At 60.0% G+C, this 21,650-nt stretch carries 22 protein-coding genes; 3 read left to right on the top strand and 19 right to left on the bottom strand.

Annotation, left to right across the window (positions count from 1 at the left end; translation table 11 throughout):
• Positions 1-54: 54 nt before the first annotated feature.
• From K328_RS0102785 to K328_RS0102770, 4 genes are all read right to left on the bottom strand, one after another.
• On the bottom strand, positions 55-2,043 hold the full coding sequence (locus K328_RS0102785; RefSeq protein WP_028464664.1) for an acetyl-CoA carboxylase biotin carboxylase subunit: 1,989 nt from the start codon (positions 2,041-2,043) through the stop codon (positions 55-57).
• Positions 2,044-2,093: 50 nt separating this feature from the next.
• Positions 2,094-2,894: a carbon-nitrogen hydrolase family protein gene (locus K328_RS22290; RefSeq protein ID WP_036553078.1), complete on the bottom strand. Its 801-nt coding sequence runs from the start codon at positions 2,892-2,894 to the stop codon at positions 2,094-2,096.
• A gap of 27 nt (positions 2,895-2,921) precedes the next feature.
• On the bottom strand, positions 2,922-3,206 hold the full coding sequence (locus tag K328_RS0102775) for a hypothetical protein (protein ID WP_156901156.1): 285 nt from the start codon (positions 3,204-3,206) through the stop codon (positions 2,922-2,924).
• A 64-nt stretch (positions 3,207-3,270) separates the two neighbouring features.
• Complete coding sequence (locus K328_RS0102770; RefSeq protein WP_205620571.1) at positions 3,271-4,458, bottom strand: pyridoxal phosphate-dependent aminotransferase; 1,188 nt, start codon at positions 4,456-4,458, stop codon at positions 3,271-3,273.
• A gap of 152 nt (positions 4,459-4,610) precedes the next feature.
• Here K328_RS0102770 and K328_RS0102765 point away from each other — a divergent pair, with 152 nt between their 5' ends.
• Both K328_RS0102765 and K328_RS0102760 read left to right on the top strand, forming a co-directional pair.
• Positions 4,611-5,222: a histidine phosphatase family protein gene (locus K328_RS0102765; protein WP_028464661.1), complete on the top strand. Its 612-nt coding sequence runs from the start codon at positions 4,611-4,613 to the stop codon at positions 5,220-5,222.
• A gap of 142 nt (positions 5,223-5,364) precedes the next feature.
• Positions 5,365-5,742 (top strand): glyoxalase superfamily protein, encoded by a 378-nt coding sequence (locus K328_RS0102760; protein ID WP_028464660.1) that lies wholly within the window; start codon positions 5,365-5,367, stop codon positions 5,740-5,742.
• 42 nt (positions 5,743-5,784) lie between these two features.
• Here the strand turns inward: K328_RS0102760 and K328_RS0102755 are convergent, their stop codons facing one another.
• The 4 genes from K328_RS0102755 to K328_RS0102740 are packed head-to-tail and all read right to left on the bottom strand — an operon-like array spanning position 5,785 to position 9,352.
• Positions 5,785-6,666: a C40 family peptidase gene (locus K328_RS0102755; RefSeq protein WP_028464659.1), complete on the bottom strand. Its 882-nt coding sequence runs from the start codon at positions 6,664-6,666 to the stop codon at positions 5,785-5,787.
• Positions 6,663-7,841: a vWA domain-containing protein gene (locus K328_RS0102750; protein ID WP_028464658.1), complete on the bottom strand. Its 1,179-nt coding sequence runs from the start codon at positions 7,839-7,841 to the stop codon at positions 6,663-6,665. Before K328_RS0102750 ends, K328_RS0102755 begins: the two co-directional genes overlap by 4 nt.
• Before the next feature lie 57 nt (positions 7,842-7,898).
• The gene (locus K328_RS0102745; RefSeq protein ID WP_028464657.1) at positions 7,899-8,501 is read right to left on the bottom strand and encodes a metallophosphoesterase family protein; all 603 of its coding nucleotides are present in this window, start codon (positions 8,499-8,501) and stop codon (positions 7,899-7,901) included.
• 2 nt (positions 8,502-8,503) lie between these two features.
• A complete protein-coding gene (locus tag K328_RS0102740; protein WP_028464656.1) occupies positions 8,504-9,352 on the bottom strand; it encodes a DMT family transporter in 849 nt (282 codons plus the stop codon).
• Positions 9,353-9,697: 345 nt separating this feature from the next.
• Between K328_RS0102740 and K328_RS0102735 the strand changes: the two genes are divergently transcribed.
• Positions 9,698-10,126, top strand: coding sequence for a GNAT family N-acetyltransferase (locus K328_RS0102735; protein ID WP_036553373.1), 429 nt, complete (start codon positions 9,698-9,700; stop codon positions 10,124-10,126).
• Positions 10,127-10,194: 68 nt separating this feature from the next.
• On the opposite strand, the gene K328_RS0102730 is transcribed toward K328_RS0102735, so the two are convergent.
• From K328_RS0102730 to flgB, 11 genes are all read right to left on the bottom strand, one after another.
• Positions 10,195-10,563 carry a hypothetical protein gene (locus K328_RS0102730; protein WP_028464654.1) on the bottom strand — a complete coding sequence of 123 codons (369 nt, stop codon included), beginning with the start codon at positions 10,561-10,563 and terminating at the stop codon, positions 10,195-10,197.
• Complete coding sequence (locus tag K328_RS0102725) at positions 10,563-11,423, bottom strand: AAA family ATPase (protein WP_028464653.1); 861 nt, start codon at positions 11,421-11,423, stop codon at positions 10,563-10,565. Before K328_RS0102725 ends, K328_RS0102730 begins: the two co-directional genes overlap by 1 nt.
• 138 nt (positions 11,424-11,561) lie before the next feature.
• Positions 11,562-14,222: an alanine--tRNA ligase gene (gene alaS / locus K328_RS0102720; RefSeq protein WP_028464652.1), complete on the bottom strand. Its 2,661-nt coding sequence runs from the start codon at positions 14,220-14,222 to the stop codon at positions 11,562-11,564.
• Between the two features lie 312 nt (positions 14,223-14,534).
• The gene (gene recA / locus K328_RS0102715) at positions 14,535-15,611 is read right to left on the bottom strand and encodes a recombinase RecA (RefSeq protein ID WP_028464651.1); all 1,077 of its coding nucleotides are present in this window, start codon (positions 15,609-15,611) and stop codon (positions 14,535-14,537) included.
• 272 nt (positions 15,612-15,883) lie between these two features.
• Positions 15,884-17,911, bottom strand: a complete 2,028-nt coding sequence (locus tag K328_RS25525; protein ID WP_051284360.1) for a hybrid sensor histidine kinase/response regulator — start codon at positions 17,909-17,911, stop codon at positions 15,884-15,886.
• A gap of 72 nt (positions 17,912-17,983) precedes the next feature.
• On the bottom strand, positions 17,984-19,063 hold the full coding sequence (gene flhB / locus K328_RS0102705) for a flagellar biosynthesis protein FlhB (protein WP_028464650.1): 1,080 nt from the start codon (positions 19,061-19,063) through the stop codon (positions 17,984-17,986).
• Between the two features lie 57 nt (positions 19,064-19,120).
• Positions 19,121-19,885: a flagellar biosynthetic protein FliR gene (gene fliR / locus K328_RS0102700; protein ID WP_028464649.1), complete on the bottom strand. Its 765-nt coding sequence runs from the start codon at positions 19,883-19,885 to the stop codon at positions 19,121-19,123.
• A gap of 15 nt (positions 19,886-19,900) precedes the next feature.
• Entirely contained in the window at positions 19,901-20,167 is a 267-nt protein-coding gene (gene fliQ, locus K328_RS0102695) for a flagellar biosynthesis protein FliQ (protein ID WP_028464648.1), read from the bottom strand.
• 110 nt (positions 20,168-20,277) lie between these two features.
• A complete protein-coding gene (gene fliE, locus K328_RS0102690) occupies positions 20,278-20,583 on the bottom strand; it encodes a flagellar hook-basal body complex protein FliE (RefSeq protein ID WP_028464647.1) in 306 nt (101 codons plus the stop codon).
• Positions 20,584-20,651: 68 nt separating this feature from the next.
• Positions 20,652-21,062: a flagellar basal body rod protein FlgC gene (flgC, locus tag K328_RS0102685; RefSeq protein ID WP_028464646.1), complete on the bottom strand. Its 411-nt coding sequence runs from the start codon at positions 21,060-21,062 to the stop codon at positions 20,652-20,654.
• Positions 21,063-21,108: 46 nt separating this feature from the next.
• Complete coding sequence (gene flgB, locus K328_RS0102680) at positions 21,109-21,522, bottom strand: flagellar basal body rod protein FlgB (RefSeq protein ID WP_028464645.1); 414 nt, start codon at positions 21,520-21,522, stop codon at positions 21,109-21,111.
• Between the last annotated feature and the right edge of the window lie 128 nt (positions 21,523-21,650).

The following is a 21,650-nucleotide window of genomic DNA, read 5'->3' as shown; positions in this document are numbered from 1 at the left end:
TCTGGAGTGGTTGCAAGGGAAAAACCCCGCAAAACCCGTCCAGCAGGCATGCGTTTATTCGAACTCGATGATCTGCTGATCGACAGTGAGGCTACCGCCAGCGGCGGCATGGATTTTCGCCACCGTCCCGTCCTTCTCCGCCCGCAGCACGTTCTCCATCTTCATGGCCTCGACCACGGCCAGTTCCTGGCCTGCCTTGACCGCGTCTCCCTCACCCACGGCAAGCGAGACCAGCAGGCCCGGCATCGGCGACAGCAGGAACTTGCTGAGATCGGCCGCCTCTTTCTTCGGCATCCGGTCCAGCAGATCCGACGCCTTGCGGCTGATCACCTTGAACTGACGCTGCGCACCCGCAATGGACGTATGATAATCGATTCCCTTGCGCTCCATCTGCACCGGGAACGGCTTGCCGTTAACGGTGCCGCCGAACACCGCCTCGCCGGCCCTGAGCACGCCGCGCACGGCGTAGGTGGTGCCGCCGATGGTCACGTCGAACCCGCCGTCGACCGCAACGGCATCCGCGTCCTCGGCCTCGTCGTCGTGGCGAACCTTCCACGCGGTCTGTGGCGGATTGCGGTCACTGACAGGGGTCTGGCCAGAGATCATCCGGTTACGTTCCGCATAGGCGCATTCCGCCGCCACCGCGACGGCCCGCATGGCGTTCTCGCTCTCTTCGCTTACCGGCGCGCCGTGGAAGCCGTCCGGATATTCCTCGGCGATGAACCCGGTAGACAGCCGTCCCTCGCGGAACCGCTCATGAGCCATCACAGCGGAGAGGAAATCGACATTGTGTCCGATGCCGCGCACCAGAAACCGGTCGAGCGCCTCGGCCATCCGGTCCACCGCCTCGATCCTTGTGTCCCCGTAAGTACAGAGCTTGGCCACCATCGGATCGTAGAACATGGAAATCTCGGCGCCTTCATAGACGCCGGTATCGCAGCGAACCGTGTCGCTCTCCTGCGGCGGCTGATAGCGCACCAGACGGCCCGTGGAGGGCAGGAAGCCGCGATAGGGGTCCTCGGCATAGATCCGAGACTCAACGGCCCAACCGGTCATCTTGATGTCGTCCTGGGTGAAGGGCAGTTTCTCGCCCGCCGCCGAGCGGATCATGATCTCGACCAGATCGAGGCCGGTGACCAGTTCCGTCACCGGATGCTCCACCTGCAGCCGGGTATTCATCTCCAGGAAATAGAAATTCCGCTCCGCATCGACGATGAACTCGACGGTCCCGGCGGACGAGTAATCCACCGCCTGTGCCAATGCCACGGCCTCGGCCCCCATAGCGGCACGGGTCTTCTCGTCCAGGAAGGGGCTCGGCGCTTCCTCGATGACCTTCTGGTGGCGGCGCTGAATGGAGCATTCCCGCTCCCCCAGATGCACGACATTGCCGTGCTTGTCCGCGATCACCTGGATCTCGATATGGCGCGGCTCCTCGACGAATTTCTCGATGAAGACGCGCTCGTCGCCAAAGCTGGAGCGGGCCTCGTTCACCGCAGAGCGAAAACCTGTCACCACCTCGTCGTCGTTATAGGCAACCCGCATGCCCTTGCCGCCACCGCCGGCAGAGGCCTTGATCATCACCGGATAGCCGATATCGCGGGCGACCTTCGCCGCTTCGGTGTCGTCGGCCAGGATGCCGAGATAACCCGGCACCGTGCTGACCTTCGCCGCATGCGCCAGCTTCTTCGATTCGATCTTGTCGCCCATCGCCCCGATGGCCTTGATGCCCGGGCCGATGAAAGCAACGCCTTCCTTTTCGAGCGCTTCGGCGAAGGCCGCGTTCTCGGAAAGGAAGCCATAGCCTGGATGCACCGCCTCGGCGCCAGTCTGCCGGATCGCATCCATGATCTTGTCGATCACCAGATAGGATTCGGAAGAGGCCGCAGGGCCGATATGCACCGCTTCGTCGGCTGTCCGAACATGCAGGGCGTCGGCGTCCGCGTCGGAATAAACGGCGACGGTCTGGATGCCCATGCGCTTTGCGGTCCGCATCACGCGACAGGCGATTTCACCACGGTTGGCGATCAGGATTTTCTTGAACATGCATGGAAGTTAGCCGAGCCCCTTGAGAGCGGCAATAGGACAACGTGCCCTTATTCCTTCAACCTGTGTTCGCGATAGATTTCACCGGTGCGCGCCCTGCGCCGCCAAGGCCGCGCCTTGTTCACCGGAATGTCCCATTTCGCATCCGACGGATCGATCTCACCAAGCACCAGGCCTGATGCGGCGCGCCCGCATGAGGCCAAAATCTCTCCGTCGGGGCCTATGAAACAGGACGGTTGTTTATCGCTCTCATTTTCAGGAACGGAGTAACTCAACCAGAAGCAATTGCTGGCCGCATGGCCCTGACATTGAATCCGGAACATCTCCAGGCCAGGACCGGACGACAGGCAGAGGCAGTCCACGCCAAGCCGCTCATATTCCATGAAGAGCTCCGGGAACTGAACTTCGATACAGATCAGGAAGCCTAGCCGAATCCCCTTGATATCGACCGTGATCGGCTTGTTGCCCGCCGCATACCAGTCCGTGATCTCCGAATTGGAACAGTACTGCTTGTCGTACCGCGCGACGGCATGGCCCTGCCCGTCAATGATATGCAGGCTGTTCAGAGGGCGCGACAGGTCGGGGTGACAATGATTGCAACCGACAAAGGCCCAGACACCGGTCTCCGCACAGCATGCGCGGACCTCGTTCAGAGAAGAGTCCAGAGCTTCCCAGTCGACATCGGACCAGCTTTTGATCTGGGTTTTCACATAGCCGGACAGGGCCGCTTCGGGGAAATGAATGCAGTCCGCGCCGGAAGCCGCCGCCTCCCGAATCAGATCACAAATTGCCGCTGCATTCGTTTCCGGATCGGACGTGATCGGGGGCTGAGCTGTGGCAATCCGGAGCATGCCCTCTCCCCGCCCCGAGAATCCGCTTCAGATCAGGAAATTGATATAGGAGCCAGCAGGGGCATCCTGATCGATATTGTCATTCGCGAGGAGAGCCATCAGCCGGTTGATCTGACGCTCGATCTCGGCGTCCGTGGTGGCTGTGCGCAGCCGGAAGCCCGGGGTCGGCGCACTACTTGGGATCTGTAACGGCTGCTGCTGGGCAACACGTGTGGGGGCGGTGGCATCCGGACGTCGAACCACAGGGCGTCGGACACGCCCGTTCGGTGCGCCTACGCCGCCATTTCTTGGTCCACTCGGTGTCAGTGCCATATGCGGTGCCCTCGGCTCGCTGTCATTAAGCGACTATAGCGGAGCGGGAATCGGGCGCAAAGCCTTACGCTTTCGGCCCGCCCAGCATACCCTCCAGCGCATCCATCGCCGCCGTCAGACGTTCCGGCGCGGAAGCGTAGCAAAGCCGCAGATAACCTTCGCCCGACGGCCCGAAGGCGCTGCCCGGCGCGAGGCCGACATTACACTTGTCGATGATCTCCTTGCACGCCGCGACCGAGTCATCCATGCCGTCGACTGTGAAGAAGGCATAGAAGGCCGCTTTCGGCCGTGCGGAGCTAATCCGGGGCCAGGCGTCGAGCCGGTCGAACACGATGTCCCGGCCTTTAAGGCAACGGTCGCGCAGCTGCTTGATCACATGATCGCCATCGCGCATCGCCACGATGGCGCCGCGATGCAGGAATTGCGGGACGCCGGAGGTGACGATCTGCACCAGCTTGGCGACGGTCGGGCCGAGGGCTGCCGGGTGGGTCAGCCAGCCGAGCCGCCAGCCGGTCATCATCCAGGATTTGGAGAAGCTGTTGATGACGAACAGTCTGTCGTCATCCTCGGCGATTTGCAGAAAGGACGGTGCGACGTCCCGGTCGAAGACGAGCTGGTGATAGACCTCGTCCGCGATGATCCAGATGCCGCGCTCCCGGGCGAAGTCGAGGATTTGCTGCTGTTGCTCCTGCTCGATCATCCAGCCCGTCGGGTTGCCCGGCGAGTTGACGAAGATCGCCTTGGTCCTGTCGGTGACGGCCGCGAACAACTCGTCCATGTCGAGATGCCAGTCATCGTCCCGCAGGCTGAGCGAGACATGGGTGCTGACGCCGCCATTGATCTCCACCGTGGAATAGATGTTCGGCCAGATCGGGCCGATCACCAGCACCTCGTCGCCCGGTGCCAGAATCATCTGCATTGCCATGGCGAGCGACGACATGCCGCCGGTCGTCAGGCTGACCCGGTCCGTGTCGAGCGCGATGTCGAAGGTCCGGTTCATATAGGCGGCGATCTCCTTGCGAAGATCGAGGATGCCGCGCTGATCGGTATAGAAAGTCTCGCCCCGGCGCATCGCATCGGCGGCAGCCTCGGTGATGAAAGCAGGCGTCGGCAAATCACCTTCGCCGAACCAGAGCGGGATCAACCCCTGCCGATCCCAGCCATGCTGGGCGACCTCGACAATGCCGGTCTCTTCCAGATTCTCCACAAGGGGGTTCATCGGACCGAAATCGGGCGCGGCGGGCATCAGCATTATCTTCATCCTGCAATTGGAAGCGGGCCGGGCCGGAGCACGGTGTCGGAAAACTTTAGCTCTTTGCCCCATGCTCACAACCCCATAAAACCGATGGCACGGGTTAGCCCCGATTAACCGGACGACACTGAATACAGAACGCGAGGAAGAAGATGGGCAGGATCTTCCTGATCCGGCATGGGGAGACGGTATGGAACCGACTGGGACGGCTGCAGGGCCAGCTCGATTCCCCGCTCACGCTCACAGGCGTGCGCCAGGCGGAGGCTCATGGCCGCAAGCTCGGCGAGATGCTCGGCGCGACCGCCCTGCCCGTGATCGCCAGCCCGCTCGGCCGCACTCGGCAGACCACCGCCATCATCTGCGACACTGCGGACCTACCTTATGAAGCAGTACGGTTCGACGAGCGACTGATGGAGATCACCCTCGGCGAGCATGACGGCTATCACGGCTGGGACGCACTGGACCGGGATTTCCCGGAGCATGCCGTCGCCCGGCAGGCCGATCCCTGGCATTACCAGCACCCCGGTGGCGAAAGCACGGAGATGGTGCGCCACCGGCTGATCCCGGTCATGAACGAGCTGCGCTCCGCCGAGACACCGCACATCGTCATCGCCCACGGCGTGGTGAACAAGATCATGCGCGGGATCTATCTCGGGCTGAGCGAGGAAGACTGCTTCGCCCTCGACCGGCCGCAGCACGGCTTCCATGTGCTGGAGGATGGCGCGGAGAAGTTCGTGCTCAGCATCCCTCTCGAAGCCGGATAACACCGGATTAGGCGTTGCCGGTCTCCGCCTTGCATCCTAAAAAGAAGCGCGGGCACCGCCCCGGCCACTTTGTTCAGGAGATCGGGAACGTTCCGGCACCGCCCGTATCGTCGCCTGCCCCCTCCCAACCAGAGGTCATAGGATGAGCGAGCATGCCCCTCACGGCATACGGTTTGGCCGTATAGCCGCCACACTTCCCGTAAAACAAATCCAGAAAGCACACGACTTCTATGTCGGCGTCCTGGGATTCGAGAAGGTCTTCGAGAACGGCAGTCCCGTCGGCTTCATGATCCTGAAACAGGGTCAGGCCGAGTTGCATCTGACATTGCAGCCCGGTCACAAGGCTGCGCCGTTCAATGTCGCCCATATCATGGTCGACGATGTGGATGCGCTGTACGCACTCTGTCAGCAGGCGGGCATGCGCATCGTCAAAGGGTTACAGGATAAGGATTACGGTCTGCGGGCCTTCGTCTTCGAAGACCCGGACGGTAACCGCATCGACGTCGGCGCGGCACTCTGAGGCTAGGGCGTCTCCGGCACGGCTGGCCCGTTCCGGGGCGCTTTACTCCATGTCAGGAATAGACGGCAGCCGGCGGATGGTCCGGATCGGGATATCCATGTCCCGGGTCCGATACATGAAATCCGCCAGTCCCTCATAGGCTACAGCCATGTGGTGACCGTTGGCATGCAGCAGCATGCCCGGCTCGGCCAGGAACATGACATGGCCTTCCGTAAACAGCAGGTCGCCCGGCTGGGCCGCATCCAGCCCGCCGTCGACGATCTCGCCGACGGCTGCTTCCTGCATGTCGCTGTCCCTCGGCGCGGTGATCCCGGCCCGTGCCAGTGCCAGCTGCACCAGAGCCGAGCAATCCAGCCCAAAGCTGGAGCGGCCGCCCCAACCATAGGGGGCGCCCATGAAAAGCTCAGCAGTCGAGAGATAGTCCGGTTCTACCTCGGTCACGTCACACAGATGCGGCGTATAGATCCAGCCGCCCGTCTCATCGAAATCGACCCTGGAATAATTGCCGTCTGTCTCAGAAACCCGGACACGGGTGGAGAGATGCAGCATGTCGAGCGGGATGCTCTTCAGGTCCGGCTCCGGGAACACATAGCTCCGGAGCGCCTGAATTTCGTGACTGTAGGTCGCCTCATTATCAGGTCCGAGCCCGTCCTCACGGACATATCCGACATAGCCGTCGCTCTGGTTCTGGCCCCAGGCCCAGCCATCCGCGCGCTCATAGGCGATGAAGCGCTCGTTGAAGAGCAGCTCCGTCGATTGCCGCGCCGCCGCGTCCGGCGCCTCGCGCACCGACAGCCTGCCCGGCAGCACCCGGCATGCCTCGCCCGCTACATATTTCGGCGCATCGATATCGGCTTCGAGGAAATCGGCCGCGATATCCGCGCGGGCCGGGGTCAGGCGATGGTCGAACGGGTCAATCTTCACGCCATCAGGTCCTTCGTTGCCCGGTCGAGACCGTCCAGGGTGAGCGGGAACATGCGGTCCTCCATCAGGTCGCGGATCATGCTGATCGACTGGGTATAGTGCCAGTATTTTTCGGGCGTCGGGTTGAGCCAGGCCGTGCGCCGGAAATGGCCGGTCAGACGCTGCATCCAGGCGGCGCCCGCCTCCTGGTTCATATGCTCCACACTACCGCCAGGCATGGCGATCTCGTAAGGGCTCATCGAGGCATCACCGACGAAGATCGCCTTGTATTCCGGCCCGTAAGTGTGAAGCACGTCCCAGGTCGAGGTCGCCTCGGTGTGGCGACGCCAGTTGTCCTTCCACACCTTCTCGTACGGGCAGTTGTGGAAGTAGAAATATTCCAGATGCTTGAACTCTGACCTGGCGGCGGAGAACAGCTCCTCCGTCACCTTGATGAACGGGTCCATGGAGCCGCCTACATCGAGGAACAGCAGCACATTCACGTTGTTGTGCCGCTCCGGTACCATCTTCAGATCGAGATAACCGCCATTGCGCGCGGTGGAACGGATGGTGTCGCTCATATCCAGTTCGGTCGGTGTGCCGGAACGGGCGAAGCGGCGCAGCTTGCGGAGCGCCATCTTGATGTTCCGAGTGCCGATCTCGACAGAATCATCGAGATTGCGGAACTCCCGCTTGTCCCAGACTTTGACTGCCCTGTTGTGCCGGTTGCCGTCCTGGCCGATGCGCACGCCTTCAGGATTGTAGCCATAGGCGCCGAAAGGGCTGCGGCCGGCCGTGCCGATCCACTTGTTGCCACCCTGGTGACGCTTCTCCTGCTCTTCCATGCGCTGCTTCAGGGTCTCCATGAGCTTTTCCCAACCGCCCATGGCTTCGATCTCGGCCTTCTCTTCCTCGGTCAGGTTCAGCTCCGCCATCTTGCGCAACCATTCCTCGGGGATGTCCTTGCCGAACAGATCGGTGAGATATTCGAGCCCCTTGAAGACATGGCCGAAGACCTGGTCGAAGCGGTCGAGATAGCGCTCGTCCTTCACCAGCGCGGCGCGGGACAGATAGTAGAAATCCGTGACCGCGTAATTGGCGAGCCCCGCCTGCACGGCCTCGAGCAGCGTCAGGTACTCCTTAACGGAGACCGGCACTTCGGCGCGTTTCAGCTCGTAGAAAAAATTCGAGAACATGGGGATTTGTCACAGGAGCGGCGGGGCCGGTCAAGCATGCTTAGTACAACCCGCCCGTCATTTGATATCGAACCAGTTCACGGTCGGCCCGAGATTCTGCACCCGCGTTCTTCCGATCTGATCGGTCTCGCCCCAGGAATGGTGAATATGGCCGCAGAGACAGAGTTCAGGTTGGCTGGTTCGGATAAATTCCGCGATCGCGGAACAGCCGTGATGAGAGCCGTCTTTCTGCAGGTCCGCCGAACCGAACGGCGGTGCATGGGTGACGAGTACCGTCGCCGGTCCGGCCTGTTCCAGCAGTGCTGCGGCGCGTTCCTCGCTCTCGCTGACATTCCATCCGGCATCGTTCCGGTGCGGAATCTCGCCGCCAAGCCCCGTGAACGTGACCCCATCCAGGGTCACGGCCCCGCCATGCAGATAGTGACCGTCCACCCAGTCGGCACAGAGCGCCGCCACCTCCGCAGGCCGGTCATGATTACCGTGGACCAGAATGACTGGCTTTCCGCACTGTTTCAGAAAGGCGATTGTGTCCGATTCGCCCTCACCGCGAATTGCGAAATCACCGGCGGCGACGAAGACATCGGCCTTACTGCTCGCCTCGACTACCTTCCGTGTCGCGCTCACACTCCGGTGCAAGTCCGAGAATGCCAGGATACGCATCCTCAATACCTCGCGAAGCGCAGCAGGACCGCACCGATCAGGGTGGTCATGGTCGAGGCCACTTTCATCAGGTCCAGTCGCTCCTTCAGGAAAAAAACGCCCATCAGCAGCGCGAAGACGATGCTGGTCTCGCGGAGTGCCGTTACCAGTGCAATAGGCGCCTGCGTGAAGGCCCAGGTGACCGTCGCATAGGCGACGAAGGACGCACTACCACCAACAAAGAACAGCTTCTTCCCGTCGCTCCAAATTAGACCGAAGGTGCCGGTCGAGCGGATAGCCACGTATATCGACATCACGATACCGTTGCCGATGGCTTGCCAGGCATAGAAACCGAGGGAGGTGCCGGCCAAGCGCGCGCCCAGCCCGTCCACGAGGGAATAGGACGCGATGAAGCATCCCGTTGCCACGGCGAGCGCGGCCGCCTTTCCGTTTCGCTGTCCGTCGGCCCGCCTGACCAACGTCAGGCTGATGATGGCGGCACCGATCAGGAAGATGGCGGAAAGCTCCATGTTGTTCATTTCCACCCCGAGCACGGCGATTGAAACCGCTGCCACGATCAATGGAGCCACTCCACGGGCGATCGGATAGACCTGCGTCAAATCGCCAAAGGTGTAGGAGCCGAGAAGGAACAACTGATAGCCGACATGCAGCCCAATTCCGGCAAGAAGATACGGCAGCGCTTCGGCGTGTGGCAGCGGGACAAACGGCAGGGCTGCCAAGGCGAAAGGCAAATGCCCGAGCACGACGGCCGTCATGGCCATCAGCTTGTCAGCCCCGTTCTTGACCAAGGCGTTCCATGCGGCATGCAGGACAGCTGCCCCGATCACGGCGATGAAAACGGTTGTCGACATTACGAGCTTTCCTGTCTGCACGGGCTGGAATAGAAACGGCGACATAATTCATATAGACGTATAGATGAATATTAGGTCGCACCAGCGATTGCAGCAATCAAAATAGCGTGCGTTTCAATCACTGTTCCCGTTGCACCCTTACCGGTGCACCGATAAGAACGCGTCACGGAACTGGAGATTTTATGTCCCGATGAATGCGGGCGGCCATGTGGCCACCCATCCAAGCCAGTAACAGATCACGCTTGCGCCGGTACGGCGCGACGCCTGTTGGTTTGACTTCAGCATAATTCGGAACATTCGCTCCGGCAGTTTGCCGGCAGCGGAAACATGGAAATCATCCAGACAATGATCAGACAATACAAATCCAGCGATACCGACGCCCTCGTTTCGATCTGGCGGTCCGCAAGCGCGCTTGCCCATCCGTTTCTAAGTGACGGCTTCATCGCGCAGGAGGATGAAAACCTGCGCAATCTTTACCTTCCAAATGCCGAAACCTGGATACTGGAGCAGGAAGCAAAATCTGTCGGCTTCATTGCTCTGATCGGCGCAGAAATCGGCGGGCTGTTTCTTTGCCCCTCCTGCCATGGACAGGGACTGGGCAAAATGCTGGTGGATCACGCAGCAGGCCTCAAAGGTTCCTTAAGCGTTGAGGTTTTCGAGCGGAACCATATCGGCCGACATTTCTATGATCGATACGGATTCTCTGAAACCGGGCGATACAGGCATGATGCATCAGGAGAAATGACAATCAGGATGACGATGCCGTCAGTCTGAACCACAACACCAGAAGGCGCCCTTTACTGGGCGCCTTCTTTTTGAACTCATGCCACCGCAACGCGCCGCTAGTTGAGCGCAGCCTGCAGGGCCTTCTGCTTCTCAAGAAGATCGGTTGCCAAGGATCGGCCTCCGTCTTCGGTGCAATGATGATTCTCGATTTCAGCGGCAGCGCTGGACTTTTGCATCGCAATCGCGATTGCCGCCCATTCGAGCGGACCGGCGCCCGCTTTCTCGGCAAGCTGTTTCACTTGCGCGATAAAGTAGGCAAGTTCCTTGTCCGGGCCACCGCAGAACGGCACAGAGGCCGCAATCGTTCCGGCCGCGCTTCCATAGTCCTCAAGGGCTTGTTTCAAGGTCTCGTCGGCCGCGCCAGCCGGCGCTGAAAAAGCCGCGATGGTCAGCGCGGCGGATAGCATCAAACCAAGGCCCTTCATTACCCCCGTCCCTCCCGGCGGGCCATGAAAGCCAGCCGTTCAAACATGTGCACATCCTGCTCGTTCTTCAGCAGAGCGCCATAAAGCGGCGGAATAATGTCCTTCTTGTCCTTGGACCTCAGCGTCTCCGGCGGGATATCCTCGACCACCAGAAGCTTGATCCAGTCCAGTAGCTCGGATGTGGAGGGCTTTTTCTTCAATCCCGGCACCTCGCGCACCTCGTAGAAGGAGGTCAGCGCTTCTCGCAGCATGTTCTGCTTCAGCTTCGGGAAATGCACCTCGACGATTTCCGCCATCACCTCAGGCTCAGGGAAGCGGATATAGTGGAAGAAGCAGCGACGCAGGAAGGCGTCCGGCAACTCCTTCTCGTTGTTCGAGGTGATGATCACGATCGGCCGCTGTTTGGCTTTCACCACCTGCTGCGTCTCGTAGACGAAGAATTCCATCCGGTCGAGTTCGAGCAGCAGGTCGTTCGGAAATTCGATATCGGCCTTGTCGATCTCGTCGATCAGCAGGATCGACGGCTTTTCCGCCTCGAAGGCATCCCAGAGTTTTCCGCGCACGATGTAGTTGGAGATATCGTGCACCTTCTCGTCACCGAGCTGGCTGTCACGCAGACGGGAGACCGCGTCATATTCATAGAGGCCTTGTTGCGCCTTGGTGGTTGACTTGATGTGCCACTCTATCAGCGGCATGCCGAGAGCGCGGGCCACCTCGTGGGCAAGGACTGTTTTGCCGGTACCGGGCTCCCCCTTGATCAGGAGCGGACGCTGCAAGGTGATCGCCGCGTTCACGGCGACCTTGAGGTCTTCCGTCGCGATATACCCGTCCGTTCCTGAAAAGCGTGACGTCTCGGTCATGAAAACTCCCTCGGGCGCGTGATGCCGTCCGGCAGTAACCCACTGCGAACGGAAAGGAAAAAGCGCCCCCGAAGCGGGCGCCTCCTCGTTAAGGTAAGGCGATCAGTCACTGCCTGTCGATGGCAAAGCTATCGCCAATCAGGCGAGTTTTTCAGCCAGGGCGGCTTCGATGGCGGCAATCGCCGCCGGGCCTGCATCCGCGTCCGGGCCGCCGGCCTGTGCCATGTCCGGACGGCCGCCGCCGCCTTTTCCGCCGAGGGCTTCGGAGCCTACGCGCACCAAGTCCACCGCGCTGACCTTGTCCGTCAGATCCGCCGTCACACCAACCACCAGGGACGCCTTGCCCTCATCGGAGGACACAACGGCCACGACGCCAGTGCCGATCTGCTGCTTCAGGCCGTCCGCGACGCCTTTCAGCTCGCGCGCGGGCACGCCTTCAAGGGCACGACCGGTGAACGTGACACCCGCCACATCCTTGCTCTGCGCTTCGCCTGCTCCACCGCCCTCTGCAAGCTTGCGCCGCAGGTCCTGCACTTCGCGCTCCAGCTTGCGGCGATCCTCGATGAGGGTACCGATCCGGTCGGGCAACTGGTCGACGGAAACCTTCGCCACCGTCGCTGCGGCCGTCAGCAGGCCTTCTCGGCCATCGAGATATTCCAGCGCACCGGCGCCCGTGACAGCCTCGATCCGGCGGACTCCGGATGCGACCGCCCCTTCAGAAATGATATGCAGGACACCGATATCGCCGGTCCGGTTCACATGGATGCCGCCGCAAAGCTCGGTCGAGTAATGCTGCTTGCCGGGATCGTCCGTCGCCCCGCCCATGCTGACAACCCGGACCTCGTCTCCGTATTTTTCGCCAAACAAGGCCATGGCGCCGGCCTCGATGGCACTTTCCGGGTCCATAAGGGCCGTGCTGACGCCGCTATTACCGCGAATGCGTTCATTCACTTCCGTCTCGACAGCCTTCAGTTCCATATGGGACATGGCTTTCGGGTGGGCGAAATCGAAACGCAAACGCCCCGGCGCGACGAGCGAGCCTTTCTGCGTCACATGTTTGCCAAGGTGCCGCCGCAATGCCTCGTGCAGCAGGTGGGTGGCCGAATGGTTGGCCTGCGTGCGGCCCCGGCGCTCCCTGTCGACAGTGAGCTCGACCGCATCGCCGACTTCGACGACTCCTTCCGCCACTTTGGCGATATGAACCCAGAGATCACCGACTTTCTTCTGCGTATCTGAAACATCGATCTCCGTGCCGCCAAGAGTACGGGCAGCCCCCGCATCTCCGACCTGACCACCGGATTCGCCGTAGAAAGGAGTCTGGTTCACGATCATGGCAAACTCAGCCGGTCCCTCGATACGCTTTACCGGCTTGCCATCGAGCACCAGCGCCTCGATCTGGCCTTCCGCATGGTCGGTGCCGTAGCCGAGGAATTCAGTGGCGCCGCACTGCTCACGCAATTCGAACCAGACCGCATCGGTCGCCGCCTCGCCGGAGCCGGACCAGGCGGCACGAGCCGCCGCGCGCTGGCGTTCCATGGCGGTTTGAAATCCGTCCGTATCAACAAGACGGCCCTGACCACGCAGGATGTCCTGGGTCAGATCAAGCGGGAAACCGTAGGTGTCATAAAGCTTGAAGGCCACCTCACCGGCGAGAGTCTCGCCATCGCCAAGACGCGACGTCTCATCTTCCAGGTGCTTCAAACCTCGGTCGAGGGTTTCCTTGAAGCGGGTTTCTTCCAGCTTCAAGGTTTCCTTGATCAGGCTTTCCGCGCGGCCGAGTTCCGGGAACGCGTCACCCATCTGCTTGACCAGTGCCGGCACCAGTTTCCAGACCAGTGGGTCCTTGCAGCCCATGATATGAGCATGGCGCATGGCCCGGCGCATGATCCGTCGCAGAACGTAGCCTCGACCCTCATTGGACGGCAGAACACCGTCGGCGATCAGGAAACTGGAAGCGCGCAAGTGATCGGCGACCACCCGGTGGGAAATCTTGAATGGCCCGTCCGGGTCGACATTCGCTTCGTGGGCCGATGCCTCGATCAGGGCACGCATCAGATCGATGTCGTAATTGTCGTGCTGGCCCTGCAGAACGGCGGCGATACGCTCCAGCCCCATGCCCGTATCGATGGACGGGCGCGGCAGGTTCACCCGGTTACCTGGACCGATCTGCTCGTACTGCATGAAGACCAGATTCCAGATCTCGATGAACCGGTCGCCGTCTTCGTCCGGGCTGCCCGGAGGGCCACCCGGAATGTCCGGGCCATGATCGAAAAAGATCTCAGAGCACGGGCCGCACGGGCCGGTATCGCCCATCGCCCAGAAATTATCCGAGGTGGCGATACGGATGATGCGGTCGTCGGACAGGCCCGCAATCTTGCGCCAGAGCGCCGCCGCCTCCTCGTCCTCGTGATAGACCGTCACCAGCAGCTTGTCGGCCGGCAGGCCGTAGCGCTTGGTGATCAGGGTCCAGGCATGCTCGATGGCCTGTTCCTTGAAATAATCGCCAAAGGAAAAGTTCCCCAGCATCTCGAAGAATGTGTGGTGCCGGGCCGTATAGCCGACATTCTCAAGATCGTTGTGCTTGCCGCCAGCACGCACGCATTTCTGGGAAGTGGCAGCCCGGTTGTAGTCGCGATGCTCCTGCCCGGTGAAGACGTTCTTGAACTGCACCATCCCGGCATTGGTGAAAAGCAGGGTCGGGTCGTTCCGCGGCACCAGAGGACTGGAAGCGACTTCGGCGTGACCGTTCTCGACGAAGTAATCGAGGAATGTGCGTCGGATCTCGTTCGCGGTCTGCATATCGTCCCTCCGGACCGGCGGAGCGCGTCTCTTGCCGCCGGAATAACCGTGCCTGTCAGCCCGCCGCGCCATCGCAGCAGGCGGGGTCCGCTTTTACTGAAGAAGCCCTCTTCTGTCCAGCGCGGGGCCATTGGGAATCCGCCATTTTCCATTAGGCAAATAGCTCAGTCGATATTCCCGGGAGAGCCGGGTTGAAGCGATGACCTCCAAGCTTTTACAAAAGAAAACCCTGGACCGAGGCCGGTCCAGGGTTTTCTGCTTTTAATCTGCGGCGGAAAAGCCGGCCCTTGAGCCGGATTTCCTTATCCGGAGTCAGGCATCGGTTGCAGGTGCCGTATCGTCCGGCCCCTGCATCATTGCATCCGCGACCAGGCCCGCGTTCTGCCGGATCTGCTGTTCGATCTCACTGGCGATTTCCTTGTTCTCGGTCAGGAAGCGCTTGGCATTCTCACGGCCCTGACCGATGCGCTGACCGCTGTAGGAGAACCATGCGCCCGACTTCTCGACGATCCCGGCATTGACGCCGAGATCAAGGATCTCTCCGGTCTTGGAAATGCCTTCACCGTACATGATGTCGAATTCGATCACCCGGAAGGGCGGCGCCATCTTGTTCTTCACCACCTTGACCCGTGTCTGGTTACCGACCACTTCGTCCCGGTCCTTGATCGCGCCGATCCGCCGGATATCCAGCCGCACGGAGGCATAGAACTTGAGCGCGTTGCCGCCGGACGTGGTTTCCGGGTTACCGAACATCACGCCAATTTTCAGACGAATCTGGTTGATGAAGATGACTAGGCAGCGAGACTTTGAAATCGACGAGGTCAGCTTGCGCAGCGCCTGGCTCATCAGTCGGGCCTGCAGGCCGACATGACTGTCGCCCATCTCGCCTTCAAGTTCAGCCCGCGGCACCAGGGCTGCGACAGAGTCGACAACCAGCACATCGATCGCACCGGAGCGCACCAGCGTATCGGTAATTTCCAGCGCCTGCTCACCGGCGTCCGGCTGGGAAATCAGCAGCTCATCAAGATCAACGCCAAGCTTGCGGGCATAGATCGGATCAAGCGCGTGTTCCGCATCGACAAAGGCGCAAGTGCCGCCATTCTTCTGGGCTTCCGCGATGGCATGCAGTGCAAGAGTGGTCTTGCCGGAGCTTTCCGGGCCGTAGATCTCGACGATGCGGCCGCGTGGCAAACCGCCAATTCCCAGTCCGATATCCAGCCCGATAGAGCCGGTCGAGACGGCTTCGGCTTCAGCCACCTGCTCGTTCTGGCCGAGCTTCATAATCGAGCCCTTGCCAAATGCCTTCTCGATCTGGCCGAGGGCAGCTTCCAACGCCTTTGTCTTGTCCATGGGGTCCCGTTCGATGACTCTGAGTGCTAGTTCCGACATACCCGATCCTCCATATCCCACAAGGACGCCTGCGATGGCAATCAGCGCCGCCCCGTTTGTCCAATTAACCCTATGGACGGGACTGAACTGAAATTCGGACTTCAGTATGTACCATCTTTGTTCTCATTTACAAGAACATTTCCCCCTTTTGTTCACGTTCGAAATCTAGGATTCACTTTACGACTGCCTACGACATTTTGCGTCTGGGCGATGAGATCAGCATTATGTTCTCACCTTGTTCCAAATTCGTCGTCCGAATCACCATGGAGCACTCATAGCGGGTGGAGCACGTCTTTCACCGTTCCCGCAAGCTGCTTCAGGCTGAAGGGCTTCGGCAGGAAATGAATGTTGGTGTCTTCCTCGATGCGCTGGCGCAGGGCGTCCTCTGAATAGCCTGAAATACAGATAACCCGGAGATCCGGCCGGTCCTCCCGCACCTTGCGCACCAGGGTCGGACCATCCATCCCCGGCATCACCACATCGGTGATCAACAGGTCGATCTCCTCGCTCTTGTCCGACAGCAACTGCAGGGCCGCCTCTCCGTTACGAGCCTCGATTACCTTGTAGCCCTTGTTCCGCAGCGCACGCGCGCCGAACAGACGGACCGGATCCTCGTCCTCGACCAGCATGATGGTTTCCACCCCGGTCAGATCCTTGCGTGATTCGGTGCCATCCATCTGCCCGTCGCCATGCCGACTGAGCGCCTCCTTACCCTCGTAGGCGGGCAGGAATACGGAGAACGTCGTGCCCTCTCCGACTGTGCTTTCCACCGAAATGAAGCCGTTGATCTGCTTCACGATTCCATAGACGGTGGAGAGTCCGAGCCCGGTTCCCTGCCCGACCTCCTTGGTCGAGAAGAACGGCTCGAAAATCCGGCCAATGATCTTCTCTTCAATGCCGGTTCCGGTATCCACCACATCGAGCTGCACATAGCGCCCGGCGGGCATCATGTCATCACCGCGTCGAACCGGCATCTGAGTGACAAAGTCATGGGTTTTCATCGTGATCTTGCCACCGCCAGGACAGGCGTCACGAGCATTCACGACCAGATTGATCACCACCTGCTCAAGTTGCCCCTGATCGACCCGGATCGGCGCCAGCTCGCGGCCATGGGTGATTTTCAGAACGATGTTCTCACCGATCAGGCGGCGCAACAGGTGCGACAGGTCCGCAACGGTCTCGGTGACATCAAGCACCCGCGCGATCATCGTCTGCTGACGGGAAAACGCGAGCAACTGGCGCACCAGATTAGCCGCCCGGTTGGCGTTCTGCTTTACCTGCATGACATCCGAGAAGGACTGGTCTCCCGGCCGGTGACGGGCGAGTAGGAGATCGCAATACCCGTTCATCGCTGTCAGCAAGTTGTTGAAATCATGTGCGACACCGCCGGCGAGCTGGCCCACAGCCTGCATCTTCTGCGACTGCGCGACCTGCGCCTCCAACTGACGGCGGCGACCGATATCGATCAGATATACGACCAGCGTCGCGCCATCCGGACCTTCCCCGGCTTTAAGGGAACGGCAGAAAACAGCGACCTCGATGCCGTCCCCACCTTCACGGTCGACAAGCTGGACTTCGATATTCTCTCCATCTGCGGAGGCTCCCTCTAGGAACCGGGCCGCGGCCTCGCGGTCTTCCTGGTCGATAAGATCGACAAAGAGCGTGCCCCTGTCCGCCGCTCCCGGCCCGGTGCCTTCGACCAGCGCCCTATAAGCCGCATTCGCATGAATGGTTTTGAAATCGCCGCCGAGGAAAACAATGCCGGCCGGGGCGTAATCGAGAGCCGGAGCCGTCCAGCTATCCGTCTCGGGCAACAGCAATGCCAGAATGCTTCCGCCGTCCTCCGCGTCCCGATCAACGGCAAGCTGCACCTGCCAGGCTGACTGGCCCTCCGCCGACGGCACCGTTCCAGCCGTGACAAGCACTCCCGGCTCTGCAGCCCGGGCCTGCTCCATGTGCTTGCTGACCATGAGGCGCAATCGGAGAACAATCTTGTTTGAGGCGATATCGTCCCCGTCACCCGCAGCAAACAAATCGACGAAAGCCTGATTGGCGGATAGAAAACGGCCTTCTTCGGAAAACCTGCAGACCGGAAGCATTGGCGTGGCTTCCGCTTTCTCCGCCTGAGTTCGCTCAGAGAGTTCCGACGTCAAGGCCGCAACGTCTGCCTGTAATTGTTCACGCTCCGCCTCGAGTATTCTCAAGGCCGCACGGGAGCGCCTGAGTTTGACAGTCGCAGCGACACCAATGGCAGCGGCCACCAAAAAGCCGCTCGCCGCGGGCACAATCATCGGATCCATCCGGTCTCCCCAAGGGTCGGGACATTTGTGCGGAACGATTGCACGTGCCTTCCGCCCTGTCTTTTTTCTAATTTATAGAGAGATGTTCGCGGGCACGTTCGATTTGTTCAACTTGAAGACATAGCTGATCACCTCGGCAACGGCCTTGAAATATTCTTCCGGGATTTCCTCGTCTATCTCGGCATTCTCGAATAGCGCGCGCGCCAATGGCCGGTTTTCAACGATCGGAACATCGCTGTCCGTCGCGACTTCCCGGATTTTCAGGGCAACAGCGTCCACGCCCTTGGCAACGACCCGCGGGGCGGCCATAGCATCCATTTCGTATTTCAGCGCCACGGCAAAGTGGGTCGGGTTCGTGACCACAACTGTTGCATTGGGCACCTCTGCGATCATCCGCGTGCGCGCCCGCTCCGCACGAAGCTGGCGAAGCCGCGCCTTAACATGCGGATCGCCTTCGGTCTGCTTGTGCTCGTCCTTCACTTCCTGCTTGGACATGCGCTGCTGCTTCATGAACTCATAGCGCTGATAGAGGTAGTCTACGGTCGCCAGCACACCCATTATCGCCAGCACACCGACGAACAACTTGATCGCCACCCAATGGGTTTCATTGAGCAGTTCCGTGATGTCCATCTGCACCATCAACTCGACGCGCGAGAATTCCGGAGAGACGATCAGATAGGCAACGAAGCCGACCAGAACCATCTTGACGATGCCCTTGAGCAGCTCAACGACCGATTTCAAGCTGAACAGACGTTTTGCACCGGCGATTGGTGAGATTTTCTCAAGCTTCGGTTCGATCGCTGACGGAGCAATCAGCCAGCCTATCTGTGCGAGAATTCCTCCAGCCGCCAGAACGACAAGAAGGCCCAATGCAGGCGCGACAGCGATCCCCACATTGAGCAGCGTATCGTAAAGGACCGGTCCGACGGCGCTCATGTCGACACGGTCGGGACGCTCGATGAAAAACAGCAGTGCGCGGCTCATATCCGTCAGCAGGAAAGGCCCGATCAGTCCGACAATCAACGTCGCCCCCAAAAGGACGGCAAAATTGTTCACCTCCTTGGAACTGAGGGTTTGCCCTTTTTCCCGCGCTTGCGAGAGTTTTCGCGCAGACGGTTCTTCTGACTTATCTGCATCGTCCTGGTCGGCCATGCCACCGGCTCCGATCGCCCCGGCTGCCGCAACTCCATTGTCGCGGCGCCACACATTTTAGGTTGGGATCACGTAACTCCCGATACTCGCGCCATAATACTCCAAAAAGACCAGCATGGCCCCACTGAGAACCAGTGAAAGAACCATCAACCCCATCACCACCTGGATCGGCAGCGCGACGAAAAAGATCTGCAATTGCGGCATCAGCCGCGCCATGACCCCCATCACCAGATAGAAAAGCAGCCCCAGCACAATGAACGGCGAGGCAAGCTGGACCGCAAGCTGGAAGCTTTTCGAAATGACCGTCGAAATCGCATCGGCAAAACCTGCAATGGGAAGCGACTCCCCCGGAGGGAACAGGGAGTAGCTGTCAATCAAGGCGCGGATCAGCAAATGATGCAGGTCCGTGATCAGCAAAAGCAGGGTCGCGATATTCAGCAGGAAGAAGCCGGGCAGCGAGCCTTGCGTAGCGATGGCCGGGTTGAAGATCTGCGCATTCGAAAGCCCTGTATTCATGGCGATGATCTGACCTGCCGTATCCATCGTCAATAACAGGATCCGCGCAACGATCCCGAAATAGAGCCCGATCACCATTTCAAAAAATATCAGGCGCGCCAGCTCCGGTGCAGACGGCGCCAGCGGGATTGTGTCCGCGACCAGCGGTGCAACGACGAGGCTCAGCCCAAGCGTCAAGATCAGCCGGTACTGGACGGGAACAAAGGTCTCCCCGATACCCGGTATGAGCATCATGGTCCCACCCAGCCGGCTCAAGACCAGCAGAATGATGTAGACCTGAGTCGGGAGGAAATCCTCAAGAGGCATGAACCTGCGCCAGCCCTATCCGAGCGATATGATTTTGTCTGCTATGGACTGCATGAAGGCAGTTATTGTGTTCAGCATGAACGGCAGGAAGAAAATAAGCCCGCCGAACACGATGATGATCTTCGGCACGAACACCAGTGTCATTTCCTGCAACTGGGTCAGGGCCTGAAACAAGGAAATCATCAGGCCGATGGCAAGGCCAAGCAGCATGATCGGCGTCGACATTGTCAGCATTGTGATAACGGCCTCACGGCCGATCTCGATGGCATCAGCTTCATTCATAGTCTCATCCCGGCCACGATCTCATCCCGGCAAACATGTACAGCCCGGCAATTCCTGCCGGGCAATTCATGACCAATCGATTATGACCCGAAAAGGAGCCGCAAGCGCCATCAAACTGGCATGCGGATGACTTCCTGATAGGCCTGAACCATGCGATCCCGGAGGGTCACGATTGTCCTGAGCGTAATATCGGCGCTGTTCACCGCCTGCACCACGTCGGTCAGGTCCGCCTCGCCGGCAATCCCCTTCATGGACATCTGCTCGCCAGACTCCATCACACCGACTGCATCCTGAGCCGCCTGCTTCACGAAGCTGGAGAAATCGGTCCCGACCATGTCGGCAGATTTTGCTCCATCGGCACCTGGAACCTTACCGATTCCGGCAGCTCCTAGCGCATTTCCGATATTGCTTACCATGGAGAACTCCATTTCTATTCAACCCGATATTACTCGGGATCACGCTTTCTTTCCAGCCCGGCCCCTATTTAGCCGCGTAACAGATCTACCGTCCGCTGCAGCATGCTACGCGCCATCTCGATCGAGGAAAGGTTGGCCTCGTAACTGCGCTGCGCTTCCCGCATGTCCATCATTTCAATCAGGCTGTTCACATTCGGGCGGCGTACATATCCCTCTTCATCGGCCAGAGGATGGAACGGCTCGTAGGCCAGCTGGAACTCCGAATCGTCCCGCCCGATCTTCGCGACACGGACCATTTCGGCATCCGCCTCCCGGTTCACATAATTCTCGAAGACGATGGTTTTGCGGCGATAAGGGTCTACTCCCTTCACCGAACCAAGCGAGTCCGCGTTGGCCACGTTTTCGGAAATGACCCGGAGCCGCGTGCCCTGGGTTCGCATACCGGATGCGGAAATCTTGATCGCAGAATTGAGATCCATGACTTGATCCTTTCCTGTCCACGCCTGTTATTACTGGGGGGCCTGCTTACCGTGCGCCACCACCGCCGAGTGCGGTGCGGAACATGCCGATCTGCTTGTTGTAGAGGTTCAGCGCGAGGTCGTACTGCAGCTTGGTGTCCTGCACGGCGATCATTTGTTCTTCCAGAACGACGCCGTTGCCGTTCGGGCTCGCCTCGTAAACGTCCTTGTAGCCCGTTTTATCGATACGGAAATCGTTGCGCGGCGTGGTTCCGGTCATGTGGCTGCCTTCCGTCACTGCGACGGGAAGCTTGATCACCTGCTCAACCTCTCGCTTGAAGTTGATCGGTGTAAGGTCCTGCGACCGGTAGCTCGGAGAGTCGGCATTCGCGATGTTCTGCGCCAACACGGACTGGCGTTCGGAAAGCCAGTTCAGCTTGTGCTGTGCCATGTTCATCAGTGTCAGATTGGTGATCGACATATCGACTCTCGCTCGCGCACTTTTCGTTCATCTCAGAGAACCTTCATGGCTCCCGCAACAGTAAAAGCAAACATCATGCCAAGATTGGCTTGTTTGGCTTGGGCGCGTGCGCGCATATACTTCTCCCG

Source organism: Nisaea denitrificans DSM 18348 (genome assembly GCF_000426505.1).
GTDB lineage: Bacteria > Pseudomonadota > Alphaproteobacteria > Thalassobaculales > Thalassobaculaceae > Nisaea > Nisaea denitrificans.
This window is presented reverse-complemented; position numbering and strand designations above follow the sequence as displayed.